Source organism: Solimonas marina (assembly GCF_012241385.1).
Taxonomy (GTDB): Bacteria; Pseudomonadota; Gammaproteobacteria; order Nevskiales; family Nevskiaceae; genus Solimonas; species Solimonas marina.
Genome location: NZ_JAAVXB010000004.1, coordinates 42,769 through 68,580, shown reverse-complemented (window position 1 = coordinate 68,580; position 25,812 = coordinate 42,769). Strand labels below are relative to the sequence as shown.

Genomic DNA, 25,812 nt, shown 5'->3' with positions numbered 1-25,812 from the left:
AGCGATTCAGCGCCCTTTATAGGGGTGCGCGCCGTGCTTCTCCATGATCTGTGTCAAGCCGCGCGCCCTTATAATCGACGCATGGAACCCACCGACTTCGTCTCCGTGCTGCGCGGCTGCGCGCCGTATGTGCACGCGCACAACGGCCGCGTGTTCGTCATCGCCTTCGGTGGCGAGGCGGCCGAGCGCGCCGATTTCGACTCGCTGATCTACGACATCGCGCTGCTGCACAGCCTCGGCGTCAAGCTGGTGCTGGTGCACGGCATCCGCCCGCAGATCGACGCCAAGCTGCAGGCGCAAGGGCTGACCGCGCAGCTCGTCGACAACGTCCGCGTCACTGATCGAGCCGCCCTCGAATGCGTCAAGGCAGCGGCCGGCAGCGTGCGCATGGACATCGAGGCACGGCTGTCGACATCGCTGGTGTCGACGCCGATGGGCGGCTCGCGGCTGCGCGTGTCGGGCGGCAACTGGATCACCGCCAAACCGGTCGGCGTACGCCATGGTGTCGATCACCAGTTCACCGGCGAAGTCCGCCGCGTCGATACCGAGACCATCCGTCACGTCCTCGAACAGGACCGCATCGCCCTGCTCTCGCCGATCGGCTATTCGCCGACCGGCGAGACCTTCAACCTGCGCGCCGAGGATCTAGCGACAGCGGTCGCAGTGGCGATGGAAGCCGACAAGCTGGTATTCGTGACGCCGACCAATCCCGAGCAGTGGCCGATCGCCGACAATACCGGCGATGCCGGCCAGTTGAGCTGGGCCGAAGGCGAACGGCTGCTCGATGGCGACAGCTTGAGCACACTTGACCGCGGCTACCTGCAGGCGGCGCTGGCCGCGACGCGCGGCGGCGTCAAGCGCGTACATCTGGTCGGCCACGAGGACGGTGCGCTGCTGCGCGAGCTGTACACGCGCGACGGCGTCGGCCTGATGCTGTACTCGGACGCCGACTACGAAGCGACCCGCGACGCCACCATCGAGGACGTCGGCGGCGTGATGGCGCTGATTCAGCCGCTCGAGCGCAACAACGTGCTGGTGCCACGCTCGCGCGAACAGCTCGAGCTCGACATCCAGCACTTCAACGTCATCGTCCGCGACGGCCTGGTCATCGCCTGCTGCGCACTGTTCCCGTTCCCGCAGAACGGCATGGGCGAGCTGGCCTGCGTTGCCGTCCACCCCGGCTACCAGCGCGCCGGCCACGCCGCGGCGCTGCTCAAGCGCGTCGAGGCCGAAGCGCGGTCATTGGGTTTGACCAAGCTGTTCAGTCTCACCACGCATACGCCGCACTGGTTCATCGAACACGGCTTCCGCAAGGCCGGTCCCGACGAACTGCCGGCGCAGAAGCAGCGCCTCTACAACTTCCAGCGCAACTCGCTGGTACTGGTCAAGGATCTCTAGCGCCGGCTCAGGTAGCCGGCACGCCCATCGTGATGGTCGCAATGTAGCCGCTGCTGACGCTGCCGGAGAAGCTCAGCATCTCGTCGGAATAGCCGTCCTCGAAGACATTGTCCTCGTCGTTGGTCGTCTCCTGCGTCGCCTCGCTTTCGGAATAGTCGCTGGTGGCATAGACCAGATCGTTGATGTCTTCGTCGAACGCCAACTGCGTAGTCTTCAGCAAGGTTTCGAAGCTGTCGTCGGCGTAGACCTCGACGTGAATGTGCGTCGCACGGCCGGTGTAGCGGCCGGGATAGATGGTCGTGAACGTCACCTGCCCGGCGCCGTCGGTGACTTGCACACCGCGCAGGAAGGTGTTGTTGGTGTGATTGCCGTTGGCCGTACTCGAATAAACCGAGTATTCGCCGTCGGCGTTGCAGTGCCAGACATAGACGGCAGCACCTTCGACCAGACCGCAACTGCTGCCGGTGTCCTCGACGGTGATCGTCAGCGTCAGCGGTACGCCATCCTGCGTATCCGTGCCGTCGAAATCACTGGTGATGTCGCTGCGAATCACACTGCTGTTGTTCAGCACGTTGGTGACACCGGACTGCGAACCGTCGGCCGGGTACGGCCCGCCGGTCTCCGACGGAATTTCGGTGCAGCTCGACGACGACGAACCGCTGCTGCTGGAATCGCTGCTCGACGAGCTGTCGCTGCTGCTGCTCGCACTGCTGCTGTCGTCTATGCTGCTCCCGCCGCCGCAGGCGGCCAGCACCAGCGCGCCGGCCGCACCGCCAAACAGGCTCAGGGCTGCGCGGCGGTCGATCAGCTTCTCGGAATATGGAATCTTAGGCATGAAAACTCCCGGCATCATGTTTTGACGCCCAGAGCATAAGCAGCGCGGCGGCCACAACCGCACGCCCGTTACAATTCACAACGATTTTCTATCGACGGCCACAGACCTGTCCGCGCCGTCAGCGCAACGAATTCATGAACAACGACCATTGGAAAACGCGCTCGCTGGCGCACGTCTGGCACCCCTGCACGCAGATGCGCGATCACGACGGCGAGGCGCCGACGCTGCCGATGATTCCCGTCAAGCGCGCCGACGGCGTGTGGCTGGAGGATTTCGAGGGCAAGCGTTATCTCGACGCCGTCAGCTCGTGGTGGACCAATATCTTCGGCCACCGCCATCCGGCGATTGTCGAGGCGCTGAAGGCCCAGCTCGACGAGCTCGACCATGTGATGCTGGCCGGCTTCACGCATGCGCCGATCGTCGAGCTGTCGGAACGTCTGGTGCGTCTGGCACCGCCGGGCCTGAATCGCTGCTTCTATGCCGACAACGGCTCGTCGGCGGTCGAAGTCGCGCTGAAGATGAGCTTCCACTACTGGCGCAATACCGGCCAGACGAAGAAGACCCGCTTCATCGCGCTCGAAAACAGCTACCACGGCGAGACGCTGGGCGCGCTGGCGATGGGCGGCCCGAGCATGTACCGCGACACCTACGCGCCGCTGCTGCTCGAACCGATCCATGTTCCGTCGCCCGACTGCTACCCGCGCGGCGCCGGTGAATCGTGGGAGGACTACACGCGCCGCCAGTTCTGGCACATGGAGCGGGCGCTGGAACAGCACGCCGACGAGGTCTGCGCGGTGATCGTCGAGCCGCTGATCCAGTGCGCGGGCGGCATGCGCATGTATCACCCGCTGTACCTGACCCTGTTGCGCGAGGCCTGCGACCGTCACGGCGTGCATCTGATTGCCGACGAGATCGCGGTCGGCTTCGGTCGCACCGGCCGCTTGTTCGGCTGCGACTGGGCGCCGCCGCCGGGCTTCGACGAGGACGCGCAACCGGGCATCACGCCGGACTTCATGTGCCTGTCCAAGGGCATCACCGGCGGCACCATACCGCTGGCGGTGACGCTGACCCGCGAGTCGATCTACGAGGCCTTCTGGGCCGAGTACCGCGAAGGCAAGGCCTTTCTGCATTCGCATTCGTACACCGGCAATCCGCTGGCCTGCCGCGCGGCACTGGCAACGCTGGACCTGTTCGAGGACACCCGCGTGCTGGCCACCAATCGCGCGCTGTCGCAACTGATGTGGGCGCAAACCGCCGAGCTGCGGCAGTTGCCGCATGTCGCCGAAGTGCGGCAGCAAGGCATGGTGCTGGCGATCGAGCTGGCCAAGAACATTCGCACCAAGGAACCGTTCCCGTCCGAGGAGCGCCGCGGCGTGCGGGTCTACAACTACGGCCTCGAACACGGCGTGCTGCTGCGTCCGCTCGGCAACGTCATCTACTTCATGCCGCCGTATGTGATCACCCCGCGCGAGGTCGAGACCCTGTGCAAGGTCGCCACCGAAGGCATCCGGCGCGCGGTACGCGACTGACGGCTGCGACAGCGTCACGGCAGGCTCGCGGCTGTCAACGCCGCTTCATCGTCGCCGTCCATCATCGCCGCCTTTCGCTGCAGGGGAGCGGCCGTGGGGATGCGGGGATTTTGGTCGGCGACGCTATGCGCGTTCGCCCTGATGGGCTGCGGCGGCGGAAGCGGCGGCGCGAGTGACGGCGGATCGCAACATCGCCTGACGGTCGTCGTCGACGGCGATGGCGATGGCGACGTGGTCTCGACTCCGGCCGGTATCGACTGCGGCACGCAATGCGCGGCGACCTTCGACGCCGGCAACACGATCACGCTGACGGCCAGCGCGGCGGCCGGCGGCCGCTTCGCCGGTTTCGACGGCGCCTGCAGCGGCGACACCTGCACGCTGACGCTCGACCGCGATCAGACCGTGAACGCGCATTTCACGGCGGCAACGGCCAGTGCCTGCGACAGCGACGACGCACCGGGCGGCCCGCTGCTGCCGTATCGCGGCTTGATTCACGCGCATACGGCGTATTCCGACGGCGACATTCATTCGACGCCGCACGACGTGTTCGTCGCCGGCCACGACAACGGACTGGATTTCGTGGCGGTCACCGATCACTCCGACACGCTCAACGACATTCTCTACCTGTCGGTCGGCTCGGACTGCTTCGAATCGCTGACCGGCCTGCTGACCTGCCTGGTCCCGGATGTCGGCGATTTTCATAAATGGGAGGCAACGCGTCAGCAGCAGGACGCCGACCGCGTCAACGGCTACGTACCGATCCGCGGTTTCGAATGGACGTCGGACCGATTCGGCCACATCAATGTGCTGTTCTCGTCGAACTTCACCAACGCCAAGCTCGACGGCGGCTACGTCGGCTCGATGACGCCGTTCTGGGACTGGTTGCAGCGCGCCCCCGGCCCCGACCTCACGGCCGGTGTCACGGCGCTGGGCGGCGGTGCGGACGGCCTCGGAATCTTCAACCACCCCGGCGACAAGTGCCTGTCCGACAACGATGCGAGCTGCAACTGGAACGACTTCGAATACGTGGCCGGCACCGACGCGCAGATGATCGGCATCGAGGTCTTCAACAGCGGCACCAGTGGCGACCGCCCCGAGGCCGGCCGCAAGGACCGCTACGCCGACCACTACATGCGCGCGCTCGATCAGGGCTGGCACGTCGGCGCGATCGGCGGCGAGGACATGCACGACACGACCTGGGCGCTGCCGTCGCATCCGAAGACCGTGGTATTGGCCGAATCGCTGGACGAAGCCGGCCTCTACGCGGCGATGAAGGCGCGGCGCACCTATGCGCTGGTCGGCCGTCTCGCGGGCGAGGATCTGACGATCGACCTCGACGCCGGCGGCTACCCGATGGGCGCGCGCCTGCAATGTGACAGCGGCGCCGGCGTGGCGCTGCGCGTCAGCGTCTCACGCGCCGACGGCACGCCATTCGACGGCATCCTGCAGCTCTACGACCACGCCGACCCGGACGCGCCGTTGGCCGACGGTCCCGGCAGCCCCTTGTTCACCGCACGCGGCGACACGCTGCGCTACACCCTGCCGGTGGGCGCCGACGGCGAACACTGGTTCTTCGTGCGCGTCGACAACGCCGCCGGCGAATCGCTGGCGTACAGCAGCCCGATCTGGATACGCCCGCGATAGGCGCGCAGCGCTAACCGCCGACCGTTCCCATCGACGCTTCGGGATAGCGCAGCCCCGCGGCCGCGCCAGCCGGGAACACCGCTTCGAGGTCGGCCAGATCGCGGGCACTGAGCTGCACCGACAGTGCGCCGATGTTCTCCTCGAGATAGCGGCGCCGCTTGGTCCCCGGGATCGGCACGATGTCGTCGCCGCGTGCCAGCACCCAGGCCAGCGCCAGTTGCGCTGGCGTGCAGCCACGCGCCGCCGCGAATTCGGCGACCTTGGCCACCAGTTCCAGGTTGCGCGTGAAATTCTCGCCCTGGAAGCGCGGACTGTCGCGGCGGTAGTCGTCGGCGTCGAAGTCGTCGGGTGACCGGTAGGCGCCGGACAGAAAGCCACGGCCCAGCGGACTGTAGGCGACCAGCGACACGCCGAGCCGGCGGCAGGTCGCCAAGACACCCTGCTCGTCGACGTCCCGCGTCCACAGCGAGTACTCGCTCTGCAAGGCGGCGATCGGATGCACACGGCACGCGCGTTCCAGCGTCGCCGCCGAGGCTTCCGACAAGCCGAGATAACGCACCTTTCCGGCACGAACCAGATCGGCCATGGCGCCGACGGTGTCCTCGATCGGCACCGTACGGTCGACGCGATGCTGGTAGTACAGGTCGATGTGGTCGACGCCGAGCCGCCGCAAGCTGCCTTCGACCGCCTCGCGCACGTATTCCGGACGACCGTTGACGCCGCGCACCGCCGGATCGCTGGGGTCGCGCCGGATACCGAACTTGGTGGCGAGAAACACCTCGTGGCGGCGGCCCTTGATCGCGCGGCCGACCAGTTCCTCGTTCGTGAACGGGCCGTACATGTCGGCCGTGTCGAGCAGGTTGACGCCGCGCTCGAGCGCCAGCGCCACGGTCGCCAGCGATTCGGCGTCGTCGCGTTGGCCGTAGAAATCGGACATGCCCATGCAGCCCAGGCCGATGGCCGAAACCAGTGGGCCGTCGGCGCCAAGGCGGCGCTGTGCGAGAGTCGTTTGCGTCATTGCGTTTCTCCGCAGTTTGGATGGCGCGGTGAACCTCGCGAGCGAGCATTCTCCGCATCGTCGCAGTCTAGGGCGATGCACAGACTCGGCCGTATCCGATTGCTGGCCGATGCTTGCTCGATGCTGGCGCGTGCGGTCGGACCTGGCCGCAAACCAAAAAGCGCGGCCATGGCCGCGCTTGCACTTCATGCCGATTGCCGACGGCGGCGCGCGGTTAGTTCATCGTCGCCGGATCGGGGCCGATGCGCGTGCCGGTGTCGAGCGCGGCAATCGCGCGCATGTCGTCGTCGCTGAGAACGAAGTCGAATATCTCGATGTTTTCCTTGATCCGCGACGGCGTCGCCGATTTCGGAAACACCACCAGGCCCAGTTGCAGATGCCAACGCAGAATCACCTGCGCCGCCGTCTTGCCGTGAGCGGCGGCGATCGCCTGCAGCGTCGCATGCGACAACAGCTCGTTGCCGCGTGCCAGCGGGCTCCAGGATTCGGTGACGATGCCGTGCTGATCGTGATAGGCGCGCAGCGCGCCCTGCTGCAAATACGGGTGCAGCTCGATCTGGTTGATGACCGGCACCACGCCGGTCGCCTGCGCGATGCGATCAAGATCCTCGACACGAAAGTTCGATACGCCGATGGACTTGACCTTGCCGTCCTTCTGCGCCTGGATCAATGCCTTCCAACTGTCGACGAATTTGCCGTTGGCCGGACACGGCCAATGAATCAGGTACAGATCGATCGTGTCGAGCCCAAGCGTGGCCAGGCTGGTGTCGAGCGCACGCAAGCCACTGTCGTATCCCTGCTCGGCATTCCACAGCTTGGTGGTGATGTACAACTCGTCGCGGGCGAGCCCGGACGCCGCAACTGCCGCGCCGACGCCGGCCTCGTTTTTGTAGATCGCCGCCGTGTCGATGTGGCGATAGCCCAGGCGGAAGGCGTCGCCGACGATCTCGGCGGTCTGGTCAGCCGGCGTCTGAAACACACCGAGGCCGAATTGCGGAATGTGCTGGCCGTCGGCCAGCTTGATGGACGGAACGGGGGGCATCCGTATAAATCTCCAAGTCGATGGAAGCGGGGCCATGATGATAGGCCGGCGCAGAGAACGCCGGCCTTTGTGGTTCAGGCGTTGACGAGCGCCATGCCGGCATCGTTGTAGCGCTGCCCGGCGACGCGGCTGGCGGCGAAGATCGCGCGCAGCGCATGACGCTCGTGATCGCTGAGCGCGAGCGCGCTGGCGGCAACGTTCTGGTCGATGCGCACGGCGCGGCGCGTACCCGGAATCGGCACGATATCGTCGCCCTGGTCGAGCAGCCAGGCCAGCGCCAACTGCGCCGGCAGCACGCCACGCGCCGCGGCGAGTTCGGTGATGGCGATGACGAGCTGCAGGTTGGTCGTCAGGTTCGAATCCGAAAAGCGCGGCAGCAGACGCCGCACGTCGTTGTCAGCCAGATCGGCCTGGGTCTGGATCGAACCGCTCAGGAACCCGCGGCCAAGCGGGCTGCACGCGACCAAGGCCACACCCAGTTCGCGGCAGGCCGGCAGGACTTCGTCTTCGATATCCCGCGAGGTCAGCGAATATTCGCTCTGCAACGCGGCGATCGGATGCACGGCTGCGGCGCGGCGCAGCGTCGCCGCCGAGGTCTCCGACAGCCCCAGATGCCGGATCTTGCCGGCGCGCACCAGATCAGCCATCGCGCCGACGGTGTCCTCGATCGGCACCTTCGGATCGACGCGGTACTGGTAGTACAGATCGATGGTCTCGACACCGAGACGGTGCAGGCTCGCCTCGCAGGCCGCGCGCACGTATTCGGGCCGGCCGTCGACGCCGAGCTTCTCGCCGTTCGGACCGCGCGGAATGCCGAACTTGGTCGCCAGCACGACCTCGTCGCGGCGCGTTTGCAGCACCTGCGCCAGCAGCCGCTCATTGGCGCCGGAACCGTACAGGTCCGCCGTATCGAGGAAGTTGATGCCGCGGTCGAGCGCATGGTGAATGACGGCCAGCGAGTTTGCCTCGTTGGTCGCGCCGTAAAACTCGGACATGCCCATGCAGCCGAGACCCACGGCCGACACACGCGGGCCCTGACGGCCGAGTTGACGCTGGGAAATGGAATCGCGCACGGGAAGGGCTCCTGTGAGATGGGACTGCGGGGGAGTGGCCAGATTAGGCGCCGGGCGGCAAGCGGCGTTAGACGATTGCTGCTCGATAATTGCCTAATTCTCCAAACCACCCCTGCAACGCCAGCACTGGTCACTGCGCCGCGCATAATGTAGGCATGCCCAAAATCGATCAGGGGTACCTTGGCATGAGCACAACCTTGGCCGACTACACGGACGACGATCCGCTGGCCGCGCCGCGCAACGAGCTGGCCGCGCGCCTCTCGCGTCTGGCGCCGACAGACGGCAATCACGACACCGCCATCGAACAGCTACACGTCTCGCGCGCCACCGACACCACGCAATGCAAGCCGACCGTCTACGAACCGGCGATCTTCGTCGTCGCGCAGGGCCGCAAGCAGGCCCTGCTCGACGGCGAGCCCTACTTTTATGACCCCCTGCACTACCTCGTCGTCTCGGTGACGCTGCCGGTCGGCGGCCAGATCATCGAAGCCTCTGCCGAGAAGCCGTTTCTCGGCCTGCGCCTGTCGGTCGATCCGCGCGACGTCAGCGCACTGATGCTCGAAACCGATACCCGCGCCGTCGCCGCCAACGCGTCGATCGACCGCGGCCTGTATTCGGCACGCTCGACGGCGCCGTTGCTCGATGCGGTGCTGCGCCTGCTGCGCCTGCTCGACGCACCGCAGGACACCGCGGTGCTGGCGCCGCTGGCGATCCGCGAGATTTACTACCGCGTGCTGGTCGGCGAACTCGGCGACCGCCTGCGCGAACTGGCCACGGCTGACAGCCGCGCCGACCGCGTCTCGCGTGCGATCCGCATCCTGCGCACGCGTTACACCGAATCGCTACGCATCGACGAACTGGCCGAAGCGGCCTGCATGAGCGCGTCTGCCCTGCACCACCACTTCAAGGCGGTCACGGCAATGTCGCCGCTGCAGTTCCAGAAGCACCTGCGCCTGCACGAAGCGCGTCGCCTGATGCTGGCACTAGGCCTGGAAGCCAATGCCGCCGCGCATCGCGTCGGCTATGAAAGCGCCTCGCAGTTCAGCCGCGAATACAAGCGCCTGTTCGGCGCGCCGCCGAAGCAGGAAATCGACCGCCTGCGCGAGGCGGAGATCGCGGCCTAGGGTGGGAAAATCAAAAGCGTGAACCACAGATTTCACAGATGACACAGAAGAATGAACAGCCTTCATTCTCAAGTCTGAGTCTGCGTCAATCTGCGGTTCAATATCTTGTCGGCCGGTGCGGCGACTCCGCCCTGGCCGCAGCTGGCAGCCCGGCTGTCCGGGGAAACCTGCGCAGGCCCGGAAGCGCAAAAGCATGAACCACAGATTTCACAGATGACGCAGAAGAATGAACAGCCTTCATTCTCAAGTCTGAATCTGCGTCAATCTGCGTCATCTGCGGTTCAAAATCCTCTCAGCCGATGCGGCGGCTTCGCCTCAGGTCGCAGCTGGCGAAGCCCGGCTGTCCGGAAAAGCCTGCGTAGGCCCGGCAGCGCTAAAGCGTGAACCACAGATTTCACAGATGACACAGAAGAATGAACAGCCTTCATTCTCAAGTCTGAGTCTGCATCAATCTGCAAAATCTGCGGTTCAAAATCTTGTCGGCCGAGACGGCGACTCCGCCCCGGTCGCAGCTGGCAGCCCGGCCGGCGGGCAAACCTGCACAGGCCCCGGAAGGCCAAAAGCGTGAACCACAGATTACACAGAGAAATGCATGGTCTTGGTGCTTCGCTTCAAATCTGCGTGAATCTGTGAAATCTGTGGTTCACGATCTTTTTGCAGCGCGCTAGCGCTGCGGCGGCGTGACGATCAGGTTTTCGCGGACCGGCGAGCGCAAGACCTTGACCGGCGAGACCAGACTGGCGCGCTTGCTGGTCGACGGACAGGCGCCGCTGTCGCGATAGCTCAGCGCCGTGGCCAGCAGACTCTCGGACGGATCGCCCAGCGCATGATCGAAGTCGTCGTCGACCGCGCAGTCCGGCGTGAAACCGTCCGCGTAGTCGCCGAACCCGGCATTGTTGACGCCCTGGAATTCGATCGCGAAATACGAGGTGCCGCAGTTGTCAGCCTGGTAGAAGCCGTAGGGCTTGCCGCAGGTCGTATCGCCAATCAAGACCACGTCGACACCGACGCCGCGCAGACCATTGATCACCGCCTCGCTCGCCGAGCACGTGCCGGCGCCGACCAGCACGTAGACCTTGCTCAGATTCAGATAGGGCAACGCCGAGCCGTCGGCAACGCTGGGATCGAAACCGACCGTGGTGCTGTGAAAGCCGGTGGTCGCGCTATCCGTATCGGCCAGGGGATTTTTGTCGTTGTACTTCAGCCGCTCGAAGACCTTGCCGGCGGTCTGCGCCGGCCCGGCGATCATGTAGGCCAGTTCGCTGGCGATGTCGAGATAACCACCACCGTTGTAGCGAATGTCGAGCACCAGATCGCTGACGTCGTCATCCGCCAAGGTCTGGATTGCATTCTTCAGTTCGCCTTCGGCGGTTGCGATGTGATCGTTGAACAGCAGATAGCCGACGCTACCGGTCGATGTGCTGATGGTCTGGACGTTCTGCACCGGCGTTTCGGTCACGTCCTCGGCGGTCAGCGTCACGTCTTGCGTCGTGCCGTCGGTGTCTTCAAAACGAAAGACGTGCTGCTCGCCGGCGGCGGACGGAAACAGTCCGGCGTTGAGCGTATCGACGTCGCTGCCGTTGATCATGTCGACGCCGTCGATCGCGAGAATCTTGGCGCCGCGGTCGACCCCGTCGTTGCTGCTCGGCCGATTCGGCTCGGTGTACGCCACGCGAAAATCGCGTGGTGGCGCCGTCGCCAGCGCAGCGAACTGCAGGCCATAGCTGACCGTCACGCCGGATTGCGCGAGCGCATCCCAGGCCGCGGTCGGATAGGTAAAGCTGAACTGGTCTTCGAGCTTGCCGGACGACGTCGTGTTCGGCGTCTTCAGCGCCTGAAAGTACGCATCGAGCGCCGCGTAATCGCTGCCGTAGGCACTGGCCGTGTAGCCGCTGGAATCAACGCTCGGGATCTCCTTGTACCAAAGGTAGATCGCGTTCATGTAGGCGTGCACCCAGTCGCGCTCATTGGCCAGGGTGCCTTGCACGTCCGGATAAGCCTCACCGGTGTAGGGATCGGTGCCGCTGCGCGGCGCAGCGCATTGGTTGGCGTACTGCGATGCGTCGCCGACGCGGTCGTCGAACGCCGAACTACCGCCACCACCGCCACAGGCCGCCAACGTCAGCAGCGCTAGCGTGCCAGCCAGCGCACGCACCGAGTGGGACACGCCTGATCCTCGCGTCTTCATCGCAACTTCACCGTCTGGTTAACCCGTCAGCCGACTATAGCGCCGCCTGTTGACGTTCGGGCACCGGGCGAATCCTCAGCCCGGCCCGTCAGCCGACGCCGGCAAGCGCGGAACACCGAGACAATCGAGCCGCTGATCGATATCCCCCGGGCATGCCTTGGCCAATCCACCGGCTTGCTGGCTGAGTTTTCGGAAGCGATCGTTGATCTGTCGCCGTTGCTGGGGACTCAAGGTGCGCATCTGCTGATAACGGGCCTTGGCGCGCGCACGCTCGGCCGGCGTCATTTGTCTAAATTCCTGACGCCGTAGCTGCAGCAGTTGGCGCTGCTTCGGCGTCATCTGCTGCCAACGACGCAGACGCTCGCGAGCCTTATCCTGCTGCTCTGGGCTCAAGCGTGCCCAGTGATTGGCCCCATCGATCAAGCGCTCACGGCGAGCTTCCGGCAAATTCGGCCACTGTTGCTGCATGGGCGCCAGCAGCGACTGCTGCTGCTGCGTCAACGCATCCCAACGAGCCGGAGCGCCGGCACGAACCGGTACCGCGGCGACGGCCAGCATCATGGCGAGACCACTGCATCCGGCCACTGCGCGCCCGGTCCTAGACATGATCGTCCTTCGTCGCTGTACTGTCGGGCTCGGACAGCCAGCGATACATATCCAGATGCTCGTAGAAGTCCGAATCCACGTCATCCGTCAACACGTCAAGCGCATCGACAGACGACACATCGACCTGCGGATGCGGTCGGCCATAGATCCACGCCGCGCCAAGCACCACAATCAAAACCACAGCCGTCGCGAACACCACACCCCTGGGGGAATGCCGACGCGCACCGGCAACTTCCAGGGCAGCACGGCGGATGGCGTGCAGCCGCATGGCCGTCACGGCATCCGTCGATTCCGAGGCACGCAACTGCTCGCGCAGCGTTTGCACATCACGATCCAACTGAGCTTCATCGATCATGGCCACACCCCCTGCAGCCGCTGCCGCAACACGTGCAACGCGCGTGACAGATGCGTCTTGACGCTGCCAGCGCTGCACCCCATCGCCTTCGCCGTACCGGCGACATCGAGTCCTTCCCAGACGCGCAGTTCGAACGCCTCGCGCTGCCGTCGCGGCAAGTCACGCAGCGCCGCTTCGAGATGGCGCATGGCTTCCGCACGCTGAAAAAATTCCGCGCCGTGCGCCTGCGGCGCCTCGATCTGATCAATGGCTGCGGTCTGACCACGCCCCGATTCGCCATCGGCCGGCGTCGTGCGCTGGAATAAGCGATACGTCCGGATTCGCTGCCGCCGCCAATCGTGGATACGGTTCTGCAACACGCGCCAGAACAGCGGCGTCCATTCATCCGGCGGTCGCGCGGCATAGCGACGGGTGAAACGCAGCATCGCGTCCTGCACCAAGTCGAGCGCATCGTCGCGCTGCTGCGTCGACAACTCGGCAATCCGCAGCGCGCGAATCTCGACGCTCGCAAGAAATTCATCCAATGCGGCCGGCCAGGGGGCGTCAGCCATGCGGTCGTCTTCGCCTCGGCGAGAACTCGCCGGCGCGTGACTGCATGACGAATGTCGATAACCGCCGAGAGGCCGAATTCATTCAAGCGTCCTCCTGCACGTGTCCTGCCCCGGCGCCCATCAACCATCGGGCAGGTGATTAGATCAGCGACAGCGGTGGGTGCTCGTGCGGCGCAATGGCCATGCCGCGAGCCTTCCACCAATTGACGAGCACGGTGTTGTAGACACGGCGAAAGTCCGTCGTCGCCGGCACATCACCGTCATCCAGGCGCGCGAGCTGCGGGGCTTCTCCATACAAGCCACCGCGTACTTTGCCGCCGATGATGAAGTGCGGTGCCGCCTTGCCGTGGTCGGTCCCACCGCTGGCATTCTGTCGTGCGCGTCGCCCGAATTCAGAGTACGTGACAATCAGCACGTCGTCCCAAATACCGGCGGCAACGAACGCCTGCCGCAATGCCACCATCGTATCGGCAAATTGCGCCAGCAGCGCATCCTGACGCCCACGCTGATCGACGTGCGTGTCGAAGCCCGTCAGTGCAATTTTGACGATCGGGGTCGCCGGATCGCCGATCAGCAAGCCCGCTGCCTGCGCTGCGTCCTGACCGAATGGTGTACGGGGAAAATTCCCAGCCGCCGCGGGGCGATCGGCACCGATCGAACGCCCCGCTGTAACGATGTTGCGCTCAACGCTCAGAACGTGGCGCAAGGCTGGCGTTGCACTTGCATCGTCGACGGCCTGTACACCCTTCGCCTCGGCGACGAAGCTTGCCGCGTCCGACATCACCACGGGCGCCATCTTCGGCCCGCTCACTGGACGTGGATTGCGACCGATGACCACCGCGTTCGCCGCGAAGCTGCGGCCGAACTGCTCGGGCGCATCGAGCTGCCCCAGCCAGCCATCGTTACTGGTGACATCGGCGTCGGTCGCGGTGTCCCAGATTTCGATCGAGCGAAAGTGTGAGCGATTGGCCGGGGCGTATCCGACGCCCTGTACGACCGCCAGCTCACCGCGCTTGAACAGCGGCATCAGCGGCTCGAGCGCGGGGTTGAAACCGACCCGCTCGTCGAGCGGCAACACTTGATCACGGCCAATGCCGAGTTGTGGCCTCAATGTGTAGTACTGCTCATCGGCATAGGGCACGACGGTGTTGAGCCCATCATTGCCGCCATTGAGCTCGACCAGGACGAGTCTACGCAGTGGCTTGCCCGGATCACGTGCCGCGGCCATCGCCTGCGACAGCGGTGTCAGCGAAAGTGGCAGCAGTGCCGCTGCCTGCAAAAAATGTCGACGGTGCATGGCACGCCTCGCTATTTCAGGTTGTAGACCGGATCGAGCAACCAGGTCTCGAGCCGGTCCGGTGGCTTGGCACCATCAACCGGCGGCTGCACAGGGTTCAACGCCAGCATCTGAAGCGCAGCATCAGGCGGCAAGGATTCAGCGAACTCGCCGAAGCGGCGCGCGACCACCGCGCGCTGCCGGCGCAGCTGCTGATATTCACGCTTGCGCAGATTGGCCTCGCGCCCCTGCCCTTGCGGCGCCACCATCGGCGCATCGCCAGCCAGCGCCAACACGAACTGGCGCCGAGACAACAGGGCGTCGCTGGTAATCCAGCCATCACCGCCGGGCCAACCTTTAACGTTGGGCGGATAGAACAGCGCCTGTCCCATGCTGTCGGCAGCCAGCACCGCCGATAGCGGCGTCAATGGCAAGCCAATGGACCGGACCGTGCCGACCACAAACTCGACCGGGGATTTGACCAGCGTGCCGGCGCTCCGGGCATCGATCACCTCAGGCTCGCGCAGCAACTGCTTCATCAACGGTGCAATCTGCCAATCTTTGCGAAACGACGACGCCAGCCGCTCGACTTCGCTGGGATCCGGGTTCGGTGAAACAAATTCGTGCCAGAGTTCATCGACGATGAATACCGCCGCTTGCGGTTGCCGCAGGATGATGTCGATGATGTCGTCGCCGTCGAAGTTGCCGCGCTGGCCCAGGAACGACTTGATGCCATCGTCGTGTTGCCGGCGAACCTCGACGAACCGACCATCGGGTGGCAACGCCTTCCACCCCGTGAATGCACGTGCGGCCTGCTGCATGTCGTGCTCGCTGTAGTGGCCCTCGCCCAGCGTAAAGAGTTCCAGCAGCTCACGTGCAAAGTTTTCGTTGGGTGCGCCCTTGCGGTTTTGCTGGTTGTTCAGATAGCGCAGCATCGCCGGATCGTGCGCCACTTCATGCAGCAGGGTCCGGTAGTTACCGAGCGCATTGGCGCGCAGCATGACGTTCTGTCGGTACATCAGCTGACCAGCGCGCACACTTTGTAGCGACGACGTGAAGTGCCCGTGCCAGAACAGTGTCATTCGCTCGGCCAGTGGCGTTTCGGTCGTCAGCATTTCCTGCATCCACCACGCCTGCAGCTGTAGATCACGCTGCGCCCACATCCGCCGGAACGCCTGCTTCTCGTCGTCGCCCAAATCCTTGGGCACGAACGGCACCGTGATCGGTTCACCGACCCAGTCCGGCGCTGGCGTCTTCGCCAAGCGATCGTCGGCAGCCGCATCGACCAGACGATCGACGGCCTGACCTTGCGAGAGCGGCCTGAGCGCAGACACCCGCTCGGGAGGCGCATCAAACCCGGTACGCCACAGCAGCTGCCGCGCCTGAGTGTCCGTCAGTGCCCAGGCCGGCGCCGCCGTCACACTCAAGCCCAACAGAGTAGCGATGAACCGATAGCGCCACATCGGCGCCTCCTCGAATGACAGTCCCGGCTCTATAACGTCCGGCGCCGCCATCGGTTGACAGCGATCGCGACTGAGTCAGCGCTCGTCTGGACGTCGCCAGCCGCCGCCGAGCGCCTGATAGAGCGTAACCCGAGCATTGAGCTGATCGGCGCGCAACTGCACGAGGCCCAGCTCGGCGGTCAGCAGCGAGCGTTGCGCCACCAGGGGATCGAGATACGACGAATAGCCGGCCTGATAACGGCGTTGCGCGTGATGATAGGCGGCGGCCAACGCGTCACGCTGTTGTTGCGCTTCGTTCATCTGCGCATCGAGGTCGTGTACCGCAGCGAGCGCATTCTCGACTTCCGAGAATGCCGTCAACACCGTTTTGCGGTAAGCCTCGACCGCCTGCACGCGCTGCGCCTGCGCGGCGCTGGCCTGCGCACTGAGCGCGCCGTGATTGAAGATCGGCGCGAGGATGCTGCCGCCAACGCTCCAGATGTTGACCGGATCATTCGGCAACTGCGCTTCGAACAGGCTGCCGATCGACGCCGACAGGTTCAGGCTTGGCAGCAAGCGGTCGCGCGCTGCGGCCCAGCTCGCGTCGGCGGCGGCAACCTGCTGCTCGGCCTGCGCCACGTCCGGGCGCCGCCGCAGCAGTTGGCTCGGCAAAACGGCCGGCACGGCCGGGAACTTCAGCGCGTCGAACGCCGCGCCGCGTTGCACCTCGCCAGGCAGCTCGCCCAGCAGCAGACGCAAGGCGTTCTGTTGCTGGGTGCGCGCTTGCTCGAGCTGCGGCACCAGCTGCGTTGCCGCGCGGTACTCGGCCTCGGATTGATCGAGATCGAGCTGCGAGATGTAACCACTTGCAGCCTGCGAGCGCGCCAGCTTGAGCGCCGCTTCGCGGGTCGCCACGGTCTGTCGCGCAATATCGAGCCGTGCATCGATCGCGCGCAATCCAAGATAGGCCTTGGCCACCGACGCAGCGACGGTCAGCGCCACGGTGTCGCGCGACGCCTCACTGCCCAACAGGCTGGCGCGCGCCGCCAGATCGAGACGATCCAGGCGCCCCCAAAGGTCGACCTCGTAGCTGGCCTGCAGCAAGGGCTCGACGGCCGTGGCCTCGACGGGTTTGCCGGTCGCCGCCGACACCGATCGCGAGCGCTGCGCGCTGACCGACGCATTGAGCTGCGGCCACAGTCCGGCGGCGGCAGCCCGTGCCTGCGCTCGCGCCTGATCGACGCGCGCGACCGCGGCGGCCATGTCGGTATTCTGCCGCAGCGCAGTCTCGATCAGATCGACCAGCACGGGATCGCCAAACCCTGACCACCAGTCCGGCGCCGCTGCGGCAGCCGTGTCGAGCGGGGCGGTATCGCCCTGCCAATGGTCCGGTGTTTTCACGTCCGGCAGCGGATGCAGCGCCGCACTGCACGCGGCGAGCGGCAGGGCAATGCAAACGGCCAGCAGATGCCGTTTCAAGGCGCGGTCCGATGGCCGGCGTCGTCCGCCTCGGTGGCGGTATCGACGTGAACGACGACCGACATGCCGGGCGACAGGCGCGCGGCGAGCTGCTGGCCATCGTCAATCTTGATACGCACCGGAATGCGCTGGGCGATCTTCACGAAATTACCGGTCGCGTTGTCCGGCTTGAGTACACTGAATTGCGAACCGGTGGCCGGCGACAGGCGCTCGACCGTGCCCCAGATCGTTGCGCCGCCGAGCGCGTCGACGAGGATGCGGGCCTGCTGCCCCGGATGCATATGGGCGGTCTGCGCCTCCTTGAAATTGGCGATCACCCACGGATGCGGCGGCACCAGATACATCAGCTGGCTCCCGGGGGACACATACTGGCCGACGCGCACCGAGACTTCGCTCAGACGACCGGATTCCGGCGCAACGATGCGCGTGTTCTGCAGATTGATCTGCGCCAGCTTGAGCTGCGCCTCGGCACTTTCGACGGCGGCCGACAGGCTGCTGCGACCGACTTCCGTGGTTTTCAGGTCCTGCCGGCCGACTTCCAGCGCCGCGCGCGCCTGCTGCACCGATGCCTTGGCCTGCTCGAATGCGGCAGCGGTCTGGTCGTGCTCACGTGTGGAAATCGAGCCGTCGGCGATCAGCGCGTCGGCGCGCCGCATGTCGGCCGTGGCACGTTTGAGCTGCGCCTCGGCACTCGCCAACTGCGCATGCTGCGAATCGATGGCGGCCTGGCGAGAGCGCTTGGCCTGCTCGAAATTCGCCAGGCTGGCACGTGCCGAATCGAGGCTGGCCTGCGCCTGATCGACGTGCTGGCGATAGATGTGATCGTCGATCTGCGCCAGCAGTTGTCCCGCCCGAACCGGCATGAAGTCCTGCACCGGCACCGCCGTGACATAGCCGTCGACGCGCGGGCTGACCAGCGTGACGCGACCATGGACATAGGCGTTGTCGGTCCGCTCCACAGCGCTCGAGAACGGCCATAGCCGCCAGGCGTAGAGAATCAGCAGCACACCGGTGATGCCGATCACGGCAATCGCGATGGTCGCCGGCGCGTTGAGCCGCTTCTGCGGTGGCGGCACGGGCGATGCGGGAGGCGCGCTGGGCGCCGCGGGCTGGGCTGGATCTTGTTCGCTCATGAGCGTGCGGTACCGGGCATCGGCGCGTTACGCGTGCTGTCGCGATGTGCGCGGAAGGTCAGATAGGTAAACCAGATCAGGACGACCGCGGCAATGCACGCGATCAGGATGAACGCATCGTTGTAGGCCAGCACATAGGATTCGCGAGATGCCTGCGCCGACAGCTGCGCCGCGCCTTCGGCCGAGCGCAAGGTGGTGTCGCTCACGCTCGGCGCGAACGCGCCGCTGAGCTGGTGCACGCGCTGCGCGACCTCCGGATCGCCAAGATTCATGTCGCCGACCAGATGATTGGAGTGAAACTTCTCGCGCCAGGTCACGAAGCTGCGCACCAACGCCGAGCCGGCCAGGCCGCCGACGTTGTTGCCGATACTGAAGATGGCGGAGAAGCTGACGAGATAGGCTGGACCGCGCGCGAATGCCTGCGTGATGCCAAAGAACATCGCCGCCGGTAGAAACAGCGCGCTGGCATAGCCGATCGCCGTCTGCGTCAGATAGAAATTCATCGGCCGCACGAGGTTGGTCGAACCGGCGTCTGAAAGTGCCGCGACGATGATCAACAACAACGCGAAGATCAACACGTAGCGCAGGCGATCGTGGGTCATGAACCACATCACCGTGAGCGAACCGGCGATGGTCGCCAGCAGCACGAACCCGAACAGCAGATGCTCCTGCTCGTTGTACATGCCCAGCGTCGTCAGCAGGCCGACGGCGCCACTGGTCTGCTCCGACAGCACGATGCGAAACAGCAGAATCGAGGAAAAGAAACGCAACATGTAGGTCGACGTCAGCCAGCGGTAGTCGAGCATCGGCCGCGAACGGCGCAGCTCGATGATCGCCGCCGTGAACAGACAGGCGATGGCACCGGCCAGGCACCAGCCGAGCCAGGCGCGCTCGGTCCACCACAGCGTGCTGCCCTGGCTCAGCACCGCGCAAAGCATGGCCATGCCGCCGGCGAACAATGGAAAGACGATGACATCGAGCCGATCGAAGGACGGAAACATCGGCCGCGGCGGCAGGCGCAGCAGGTTGACCGACGCCAGCGCCATCAAACCGAGCCCCAGCTCGACCAGATAGATGCCATGCCACTGATCGATCTGCAGCAGATCGATCGGAAAGATGCGCGCCAGCGGAATCGAGATCTGCGTGGCCGTCAGCCCCAATGGCAGCGCCATGGTCAGGCGACTCGGCGGGAATGCTTCGATCATGTACAACAAGGCCAGCGACGTCAGTGGCGCAGCGGCGATGCCGAGTGCCGCACGCATGGCCAGCGCCGTGCGCAGATCGTTGGTCAGCAAGTGCGCGGCGGTGACGACGATGAACAAGGACAGCGCGAGATCGGCGAACAATCGCAGACCATATTGGTTGCGAAACTTGATCAGCAGTGGCGCCATCGCGACGTTGGTCATCATGTAGACCGTGACCAGCCAGCTCGCTTCGATCTGGTCGCTGCCGAGCGAGCCCTGGATATACGGCAGGTTGGCGCTGACCATGTTGACGCCCAGGCCTTGCATGATGCCGAGCAACAACGAGATGCCGACACAGGCCGCTGAGTACGTCAGCGGCTTGGACGCTGCGGCGGGTGGCGCCGCAACCGGCGCCGGCTGCGGTGCCGATCGCGAAGATCCCCTGTCGATCGTCGTCACGACCATCCAATGTCTGTGCTTTTTTGCGGAGCCTACCGGAGCCCGACCGCGGCGTCGATGAACGACGCTGCCCCGTGACGGTCGCGGCCGTCGTATCCTTCGCGCCATGGCCGCACCCCGCATTTATTTCGAACATCTCGCACTGGCCGACGACGCCACCGTGCGCCTGCCGGACACCGCGTTCCGCCACCTGATTCAGGTGCTGCGCCTGCGCCCCGGCGAAAACTTCGTCGCCTTCGACGGCTCTGGCCGCGAATACCCCGCCGAACTCGTCGATGTCGGCAAGCGCGAAGCCGTCGCCCGCCTCGGACCGGCGATCGATGTCGATCGCGAATCGCCGCTGGACCTGACGCTCGCGCAGTGCGTGTCCAAGGGCGATCGCATGGACTACACGCTGCAGAAGGCCGTCGAGCTGGGCGTCACGCGCATCGTGCCGCTGCTGTCGCAGCGCAGCGTCGTCAAGCTCGACGCCGAACGCTGGGAGAAAAAGCTCGAACACTGGCGCGGCGTGATCGTCTCGGCCTGCGAGCAGTCCGGCCGCACCCGCATGCCGGCGCTGGCCGCCATCGCTCCCCTGCCCGGCTGGCTCGACACCCGCGATCGCGCCGGCCTGGCCGTGACGCTCGATCCGCTGGCCGCACAAGGCCTGCGCAGCTTATCGCCGCCGAACGGTCCACTGACACTCCTGGTCGGCCCTGAAGGGGGACTCGACGACGCCGAGCTACGCCGCGCGCACGCCGGGGGTTTTACCGGCATCCGCATGGGGCCGCGCGTCCTGCGCACCGAAACCGCCGGTGTCGCCGCACTCGCCGCGCTGCAAGCGCTGTGGGGAGATTGGGACTAAGGTCACAAAAGACCACCGGCGGCTTCTGGTTTCCGAGCTTGCCATCCCTTACCTTTGCCGGTGGGGATCGTCATCAGTATCAGGGAACCATGAATATCAAATCGATGCTCGGCAGCCGCGCGCTGCCGGTTTTGCTGTGCGCCGTGCTTGCAGCCTGTGGCGGCGGCGGAGGCGGCAAAGGCGGTAACGTTTCGCTGCAGCTTGGAACGAACGCCCTGTCCGCGTCGGCGGGTGCCGGACAGGCGGCACCGATATTGATCACGACCATCTCGCTGCCGGGCGCTGCGGACACGGACGTCTATGCCGGCGTCAACTACACGACGAGGGGCATCAACTACGCAACCCTCAACCAGACCGGCGCGACGAGCGGCGAGCTGGACATCAGCCTGCGCGATCCTTCGACACTGCCGGCCGGCACGTATACCGATACCGTCACCGTACTGGCGTGCTACGACGAAAGCTGCGAGCGGTACGTCGACAACAGCCCCGCCATCGTAACCGTCACCTATACCGTCACGAACAGCCCGGCCACGGCGTTACAGCTCTCGCCGAACGTGGTCACCGCGTCAGCCTCGACCGGAGACGGTGCACCACAGGCATCCGTCAGTGTCTCATTGCCATGGGCACAGAGCACGGTCTACACGAAGGCCACGTCGACACAGGACGGCATCGCGTCGGTCAGCCTGCCTGCGACGACGACCGATAGTGAGACGCTCACGATCACATTCCGGGACCCCGGCAGCCTCAGCGCCGGCGTTCACGAAGATACCGTGACGGTAACCGCCTGCTATGACGCCGCCTGCACCCAGCCAGTCAACGGCAGCCCTGCGACCGTTGACGTCAGCTACACCGTGACGGAAACAACGGTCTCGCAGCCGCCGGTCACGATCGACGCCACACAGCCCCTGACGCATGACGTCATCGACGCGGAGTACAGCGATGCTTTGAATGCCATCGTTATGGTCTCCAGTTATCCGAGCAATGCCCTCTACGTATACGACGTCACGAGCGGCACGGAGCAGCAGCAGGCACTCAACAAGATTCCGACCGCCGTGTCCGTCGGCCCGGACGGCAAGCAGGCTGCCGTTGGCCACGACGGCAAGATCACCGTTGTCGATCTGACCAAGATCGGTGCTGCCGGGGCCACGCGCGAACTTGATGTTTCGGCCGAAGTCCTCGATCTCGTTCTCGACGGGCGCGGTTACGTACATGCCTTCCCGACACGCGATCAATGGGCCTCGATTCATTCCGTCGCAATCGCCACCAACGTCGAAAGTCTGAGCAGCTACGCCTCGATCTACGCCGGCACGCTTGGCCGCCTGCATCCTTCCGGCGACTACATCTATACGGCCGACAATGGGCTGTCGCCGAGCGATATCGCCAAGTTCGACGCCCGTTCGGTTCCGCTGAAAGAACTGTATGACTCGCCCTATCACGGCGACTACGCGATGTGCGGCAACCTCTGGTTCTCTCAAGAGGGAACGAGCATCTACACAGCCTGTGGCAACGTGTTCCGCTCGTCGACCGTACAGAGCCGGGACATGATCTACACCGGCTCGCTGACGCTCAATAGCAGCAGCTATGGGCCACGAATCGTGTCGCTAGACCAGACCGGTGCGAAGAAGGAAATCGCACTGGTGCAGTACTCCGCCGGATGCAGCTACGGTTACGACTACGGCGACGACTGCAACGGCTATGTCAGCCTGTTCGACAGCACGTATCTGAATCTGCAATCGACCCGCAGCGTGCCGCCGGCCACCGTGGCGGGCACGCGTTATTTGCGCGACCCGCGCTTCGTCTTCTATAGCGCCGACGGGACAAAAAAATATCTGATCGACGAGCTGCGCAATATGCCCGACGCGTCGAGCGAATTCCGCATCGACACCTTCGAGTAAGGCTGGCCGCCCGGTGCCACCCTGTGGCACCGGGCGGCTCCGGCAGACGTAGTGGCGCGATCGGTCAAGGCTGACAGGCGTCTGTTCGGCATCATGCGGCAGTTCCCATCGAACCCGAGCCGCCATGGACGCCGCCACCCCGACCGAGCCCCGGCACGTCGCCGCGCAAATCTTCACGACAGCGCGAGCCGGCTATGCTCGGCACCGCCAGACCGATCTTGATGCACGCCTGGCTGCGCTGCGTACGCTCAAGCAGGAGATTCTCGACCATCGGGATGAGGCGATCGACGCTGTCATGCGCGATGTCGGCAAGTGCCACACCGATGCCCTGATTGCCGAGATCATCGGCGCCGTCGACTGGATTCACTGGCTGGAAGGCAACGCGACACGCCTGCTGGCACCGCAGAAAGTCCCGACGCCGATTACGCTGCTCGGCAAGCGCTCCGAACTCTGGCATGAGGCACTCGGCGTGGTGCTGGTGATCTGCCCGTGGAACTACCCGTTTCACAACGCCATCACGGCGATCGCCGCCGCCGTCGCCTGCGGCAATGCCATCGTCTACAAACCTTCGGAGCACGCGCCCTGCGTCGGCCTGATCGAACGCTTCGTCGGCGTATCGCCCTTGCTCAATGATCTCGTCCATGTTGCCTACGGCGACGGCGCCATGGGTCGCGCGCTGATCGATGCTGGGCCGGCCAAGATCTTCTTCACCGGTAGCGGCGCGACCGGCGCCCGCATCATGGCGCAGGCGGCGCAGCAACTGATTCCGGTCGAACTGGAACTGGGCGGCAAGGACCCGATGATCGTCTTCGACGACGCGCACACGCCGCGTGCCGTCGCCGGCGCCCTGTGGGGCGCGTTCACCAATGCCGGTCAATCGTGCAGTGCGGTCGAGCGCCTGCTCGTGCACGAGCGCATTCATGACGCCTTCGTCGACGACCTGGTCCGCGAAGCCAGCCGCCTGGTGATCGGCACTGACGACCGCGGCGACGCCGACATCGGCCGCATGACCGCATCGTTCCAGCGCGACAAGGTCATCGCCCACATCGAGGAGGCGCTGCAGCTCGGCGCCCGCCTGCGCCATGGCCGTATCCCCGACCGCGACTCGCTGATCGTCGAGCCGGTCATCCTCGATCACGTCACCTCGCAGATGCGCGTCTGGACCGACGAAACCTTTGGTCCGGTGCTGCCAGTCATGCGTTTCGGCGACGAGGCCGAGGCGATCCGTCTGGCCAACGGCACCGACTACGGTCTGTGCGCCAGTGTCTTCAGCGCCGATCAGGCGCGCGCACGACGGGTCGCCGCGGCACTCGAAGTCGGCGGCGTCTCGATCAACAACGTCAACATGAGCGAGGGCAATCCGGGGCTGCCGTTCGGCGGCGCCAAGAAAAGCGGCTTCGGCAAGCTGCGCGGTCCGGAAGGCTTGCTGGGCTTCACCCGCAGCAAAGCAGTGCTGATCGACCAGGGCGGGGCCAAGATCGAGGCCAACTGGTACCCGTACACCGATGAGAAGCTGCGCCGCTTTCAGCGCTTCGTCGACGCGTTATACGGCCGAGGACTGTGGACTCGGGCATTCCGCCTGCTTGCCATCGCCTGGCACGGGCTGCGTCTTGAGGCGTTCAGCCAGCGACCGCGCGACTGAAAGCTTACTGAAAGGTTTTCAAACTTAACGCCGACTGTATGAATTCGACTAATTAATGTTACCAACAATTAACATTCGGAGTTAGAATGCGCGCCCTGTGACATCTGGAGGCCGCATGGACCTGTCTACCTGGATCAAGATCGCCGTCGTCGCGATGTTCCTCAGCTCGGCGATCTACATTCATTTCCGCGGTCGCGTGCGCCATCGGTTCAAGCGTCAGCTCACCGATCACTCGACGTTCATGGCGCCGTACAACGTGTTCGTCTATGCCCGCTCGGCAGTGCCCAACACGCCGATCCTGAAGGTCGACGAATTTCCGGAACTCAAGCTGCTGCGCGACAACTGGGAAATCATTCGTGACGAAGCCCAGCAGCTTTACGGTCGCGGCCTGATCCGCCAGTCCGACAAGACCAACGACCTCGCCTTCAATTCCTTCTTCCGCAAGGGTTGGACGCGCTTCTACCTGAAGTGGTACCGCGACTACCTGCCGTCGGCGCTGCAGGCCTGTCCGCGCACCATCGAACTGCTGCGGCAGACGCCGTCGGTGAAGGCGGCGATGTTCACGGTGCTGCAGCCGCACAGCAATCTGGGCGAGCACCGTGACCCGTTCGCCGGCAGCCTGCGCTATCACCTCGGCCTGGTCACGCCGAATTCGGACGACTGCGCGATCTGGGTCGACGGCAACAAATACGCTTGGCGCGATGGGCAGGACGTGGTCTTCGACGAGACCTATGTGCACTCGGCGAAGAATGACACCGACCAATACCGCATCATCCTGTTCTGCGACATCGAGCGGCCGATGAAAGGCCCGATCTCGCGCGCCGTCAATCACGCCTTCGGTCGCGTGATGGTCGCGGCGGCGGCCTCCCGCAACCTGCCCGAAGAAAAGCTCGGCGCGTTCAACCATCTGTTCGCCTACATCTACAGCATCCGCCGCGCCGGCAAGTGGATGAAGGACCGCAGCAAGCGCGGCTATTACGCGCTCAAATATGTGGCCATGGCGGCCTTCGCCGCGTGGATCTTTCTACCGCCGCTGCACCCTTGACGCCCGGGGCGAGCCGCCACCGGCAGCCACGCCGATGCGACGCGACCATT

General features: G+C 65.0%; 21 protein-coding genes. 8 read left to right on the top strand and 13 right to left on the bottom strand.

The window, feature by feature from the left end:
• The first annotated feature begins 81 nt into the window (after positions 1–81).
• Positions 82–1,398: an amino-acid N-acetyltransferase gene (argA, locus tag G7Y82_RS08675; RefSeq protein ID WP_168147654.1), complete on the top strand. Its 1,317-nt coding sequence runs from the start codon at positions 82–84 to the stop codon at positions 1,396–1,398.
• A 7-nt stretch (positions 1,399–1,405) separates the two neighbouring features.
• Here argA and G7Y82_RS08670 read toward each other — a convergent pair whose 3' ends face one another.
• Complete coding sequence (locus G7Y82_RS08670) at positions 1,406–2,233, bottom strand: intradiol ring-cleavage dioxygenase (RefSeq protein ID WP_168147653.1); 828 nt, start codon at positions 2,231–2,233, stop codon at positions 1,406–1,408.
• A gap of 134 nt (positions 2,234–2,367) precedes the next feature.
• Here G7Y82_RS08670 and G7Y82_RS08665 point away from each other — a divergent pair, with 134 nt between their 5' ends.
• Together G7Y82_RS08665 and G7Y82_RS08660 are read left to right on the top strand one after the other, a co-directional pair.
• Complete coding sequence (locus G7Y82_RS08665) at positions 2,368–3,762, top strand: adenosylmethionine--8-amino-7-oxononanoate transaminase (protein ID WP_168147652.1); 1,395 nt, start codon at positions 2,368–2,370, stop codon at positions 3,760–3,762.
• A gap of 99 nt (positions 3,763–3,861) precedes the next feature.
• Positions 3,862–5,406 (top strand): CehA/McbA family metallohydrolase, encoded by a 1,545-nt coding sequence (locus tag G7Y82_RS08660; RefSeq protein WP_168147651.1) that lies wholly within the window; start codon positions 3,862–3,864, stop codon positions 5,404–5,406.
• Positions 5,407–5,416: 10 nt separating this feature from the next.
• On the opposite strand, the gene G7Y82_RS08655 is transcribed toward G7Y82_RS08660, so the two are convergent.
• The 3 genes from G7Y82_RS08655 to G7Y82_RS08645 form a co-directional block, all read right to left on the bottom strand.
• Complete coding sequence (locus tag G7Y82_RS08655) at positions 5,417–6,424, bottom strand: aldo/keto reductase (RefSeq protein ID WP_168147650.1); 1,008 nt, start codon at positions 6,422–6,424, stop codon at positions 5,417–5,419.
• Between the two features lie 214 nt (positions 6,425–6,638).
• Positions 6,639–7,466, bottom strand: a complete 828-nt coding sequence (locus G7Y82_RS08650; protein WP_168147649.1) for an aldo/keto reductase — start codon at positions 7,464–7,466, stop codon at positions 6,639–6,641.
• A 74-nt stretch (positions 7,467–7,540) separates the two neighbouring features.
• On the bottom strand, positions 7,541–8,527 hold the full coding sequence (locus tag G7Y82_RS08645; protein ID WP_168147954.1) for an aldo/keto reductase: 987 nt from the start codon (positions 8,525–8,527) through the stop codon (positions 7,541–7,543).
• Positions 8,528–8,724: 197 nt separating this feature from the next.
• On the opposite strand from G7Y82_RS08645, the gene G7Y82_RS08640 reads away from it, so the two are divergent.
• Positions 8,725–9,663, top strand: coding sequence for an AraC family transcriptional regulator (locus tag G7Y82_RS08640; protein WP_168147648.1), 939 nt, complete (start codon positions 8,725–8,727; stop codon positions 9,661–9,663).
• Positions 9,664–10,327: 664 nt separating this feature from the next.
• Here the strand turns inward: G7Y82_RS08640 and G7Y82_RS08635 are convergent.
• From G7Y82_RS08635 to G7Y82_RS08595, 9 genes are all read right to left on the bottom strand, one after another.
• On the bottom strand, positions 10,328–11,830 hold the full coding sequence (locus G7Y82_RS08635; protein WP_206370503.1) for a S41 family peptidase: 1,503 nt from the start codon (positions 11,828–11,830) through the stop codon (positions 10,328–10,330).
• Between the two features lie 96 nt (positions 11,831–11,926).
• A complete protein-coding gene (locus G7Y82_RS08630; RefSeq protein WP_168147646.1) occupies positions 11,927–12,412 on the bottom strand; it encodes a DUF3106 domain-containing protein in 486 nt (161 codons plus the stop codon).
• Between the two features lie 37 nt (positions 12,413–12,449).
• Positions 12,450–12,812, bottom strand: a complete 363-nt coding sequence (locus G7Y82_RS08625) for a hypothetical protein (RefSeq protein ID WP_168147645.1) — start codon at positions 12,810–12,812, stop codon at positions 12,450–12,452.
• Complete coding sequence (locus tag G7Y82_RS08620; RefSeq protein WP_168147644.1) at positions 12,809–13,363, bottom strand: RNA polymerase sigma factor; 555 nt, start codon at positions 13,361–13,363, stop codon at positions 12,809–12,811. The genes G7Y82_RS08625 and G7Y82_RS08620 overlap by 4 nt, the downstream gene beginning before the upstream one ends.
• Positions 13,364–13,502: 139 nt before the next feature.
• A complete protein-coding gene (locus G7Y82_RS08615; protein WP_168147643.1) occupies positions 13,503–14,660 on the bottom strand; it encodes a DUF1501 domain-containing protein in 1,158 nt (385 codons plus the stop codon).
• A gap of 11 nt (positions 14,661–14,671) precedes the next feature.
• The gene (locus G7Y82_RS08610; protein WP_168147642.1) at positions 14,672–16,102 is read right to left on the bottom strand and encodes a DUF1800 domain-containing protein; all 1,431 of its coding nucleotides are present in this window, start codon (positions 16,100–16,102) and stop codon (positions 14,672–14,674) included.
• Positions 16,103–16,177: 75 nt separating this feature from the next.
• Positions 16,178–17,560: an efflux transporter outer membrane subunit gene (locus G7Y82_RS08605; RefSeq protein WP_206370502.1), complete on the bottom strand. Its 1,383-nt coding sequence runs from the start codon at positions 17,558–17,560 to the stop codon at positions 16,178–16,180.
• On the bottom strand, positions 17,557–18,636 hold the full coding sequence (locus tag G7Y82_RS08600) for an HlyD family secretion protein (protein WP_206370501.1): 1,080 nt from the start codon (positions 18,634–18,636) through the stop codon (positions 17,557–17,559). The genes G7Y82_RS08605 and G7Y82_RS08600 overlap by 4 nt, the downstream gene beginning before the upstream one ends.
• A gap of 53 nt (positions 18,637–18,689) precedes the next feature.
• Positions 18,690–20,336 carry an MFS transporter gene (locus G7Y82_RS08595; protein ID WP_168147640.1) on the bottom strand — a complete coding sequence of 549 codons (1,647 nt, stop codon included), beginning with the start codon at positions 20,334–20,336 and terminating at the stop codon, positions 18,690–18,692.
• A 106-nt stretch (positions 20,337–20,442) separates the two neighbouring features.
• Between G7Y82_RS08595 and G7Y82_RS08590 the strand changes: the two genes are divergently transcribed.
• The 4 genes from G7Y82_RS08590 (at position 20,443) to G7Y82_RS08575 (ending at position 25,762) form a co-directional block, all read left to right on the top strand.
• Positions 20,443–21,180, top strand: a complete 738-nt coding sequence (locus G7Y82_RS08590; RefSeq protein WP_168147639.1) for a 16S rRNA (uracil(1498)-N(3))-methyltransferase — start codon at positions 20,443–20,445, stop codon at positions 21,178–21,180.
• An 89-nt stretch (positions 21,181–21,269) separates the two neighbouring features.
• Positions 21,270–23,075, top strand: coding sequence for a hypothetical protein (locus tag G7Y82_RS08585; protein WP_168147638.1), 1,806 nt, complete (start codon positions 21,270–21,272; stop codon positions 23,073–23,075).
• Between the two features lie 124 nt (positions 23,076–23,199).
• Positions 23,200–24,717: an aldehyde dehydrogenase family protein gene (locus tag G7Y82_RS08580; protein WP_168147637.1), complete on the top strand. Its 1,518-nt coding sequence runs from the start codon at positions 23,200–23,202 to the stop codon at positions 24,715–24,717.
• A gap of 133 nt (positions 24,718–24,850) precedes the next feature.
• Positions 24,851–25,762 carry an aspartyl/asparaginyl beta-hydroxylase domain-containing protein gene (locus G7Y82_RS08575; RefSeq protein ID WP_168147952.1) on the top strand — a complete coding sequence of 304 codons (912 nt, stop codon included), beginning with the start codon at positions 24,851–24,853 and terminating at the stop codon, positions 25,760–25,762.
• Positions 25,763–25,812: the final 50 nt, after the last annotated feature.

Coding starts and splice junctions, on each gene's coding strand:
- argA (WP_168147654.1), top strand. CDS start 82: ATGGAACCCACCGACTTCGTCTCCGTGCTGCGCGGCTGCGCGCCGTAT.
- G7Y82_RS08670 (WP_168147653.1), bottom strand. CDS start 2,233: ATGCCTAAGATTCCATATTCCGAGAAGCTGATCGACCGCCGCGCAGCC.
- G7Y82_RS08665 (WP_168147652.1), top strand. CDS start 2,368: ATGAACAACGACCATTGGAAAACGCGCTCGCTGGCGCACGTCTGGCAC.
- G7Y82_RS08660 (WP_168147651.1), top strand. CDS start 3,862: ATGCGGGGATTTTGGTCGGCGACGCTATGCGCGTTCGCCCTGATGGGC.
- G7Y82_RS08655 (WP_168147650.1), bottom strand. CDS start 6,424: ATGACGCAAACGACTCTCGCACAGCGCCGCCTTGGCGCCGACGGCCCA.
- G7Y82_RS08650 (WP_168147649.1), bottom strand. CDS start 7,466: ATGCCCCCCGTTCCGTCCATCAAGCTGGCCGACGGCCAGCACATTCCG.
- G7Y82_RS08640 (WP_168147648.1), top strand. CDS start 8,725: ATGAGCACAACCTTGGCCGACTACACGGACGACGATCCGCTGGCCGCG.
- G7Y82_RS08630 (WP_168147646.1), bottom strand. CDS start 12,412: ATGATGCTGGCCGTCGCCGCGGTACCGGTTCGTGCCGGCGCTCCGGCT.
- G7Y82_RS08625 (WP_168147645.1), bottom strand. CDS start 12,812: ATGATCGATGAAGCTCAGTTGGATCGTGATGTGCAAACGCTGCGCGAG.
- G7Y82_RS08620 (WP_168147644.1), bottom strand. CDS start 13,363: ATGGCTGACGCCCCCTGGCCGGCCGCATTGGATGAATTTCTTGCGAGC.
- G7Y82_RS08615 (WP_168147643.1), bottom strand. CDS start 14,660: ATGCACCGTCGACATTTTTTGCAGGCAGCGGCACTGCTGCCACTTTCG.
- G7Y82_RS08610 (WP_168147642.1), bottom strand. CDS start 16,102: ATGTGGCGCTATCGGTTCATCGCTACTCTGTTGGGCTTGAGTGTGACG.
- G7Y82_RS08590 (WP_168147639.1), top strand. CDS start 20,443: ATGGCCGCACCCCGCATTTATTTCGAACATCTCGCACTGGCCGACGAC.
- G7Y82_RS08585 (WP_168147638.1), top strand. CDS start 21,270: ATGAATATCAAATCGATGCTCGGCAGCCGCGCGCTGCCGGTTTTGCTG.
- G7Y82_RS08580 (WP_168147637.1), top strand. CDS start 23,200: ATGGACGCCGCCACCCCGACCGAGCCCCGGCACGTCGCCGCGCAAATC.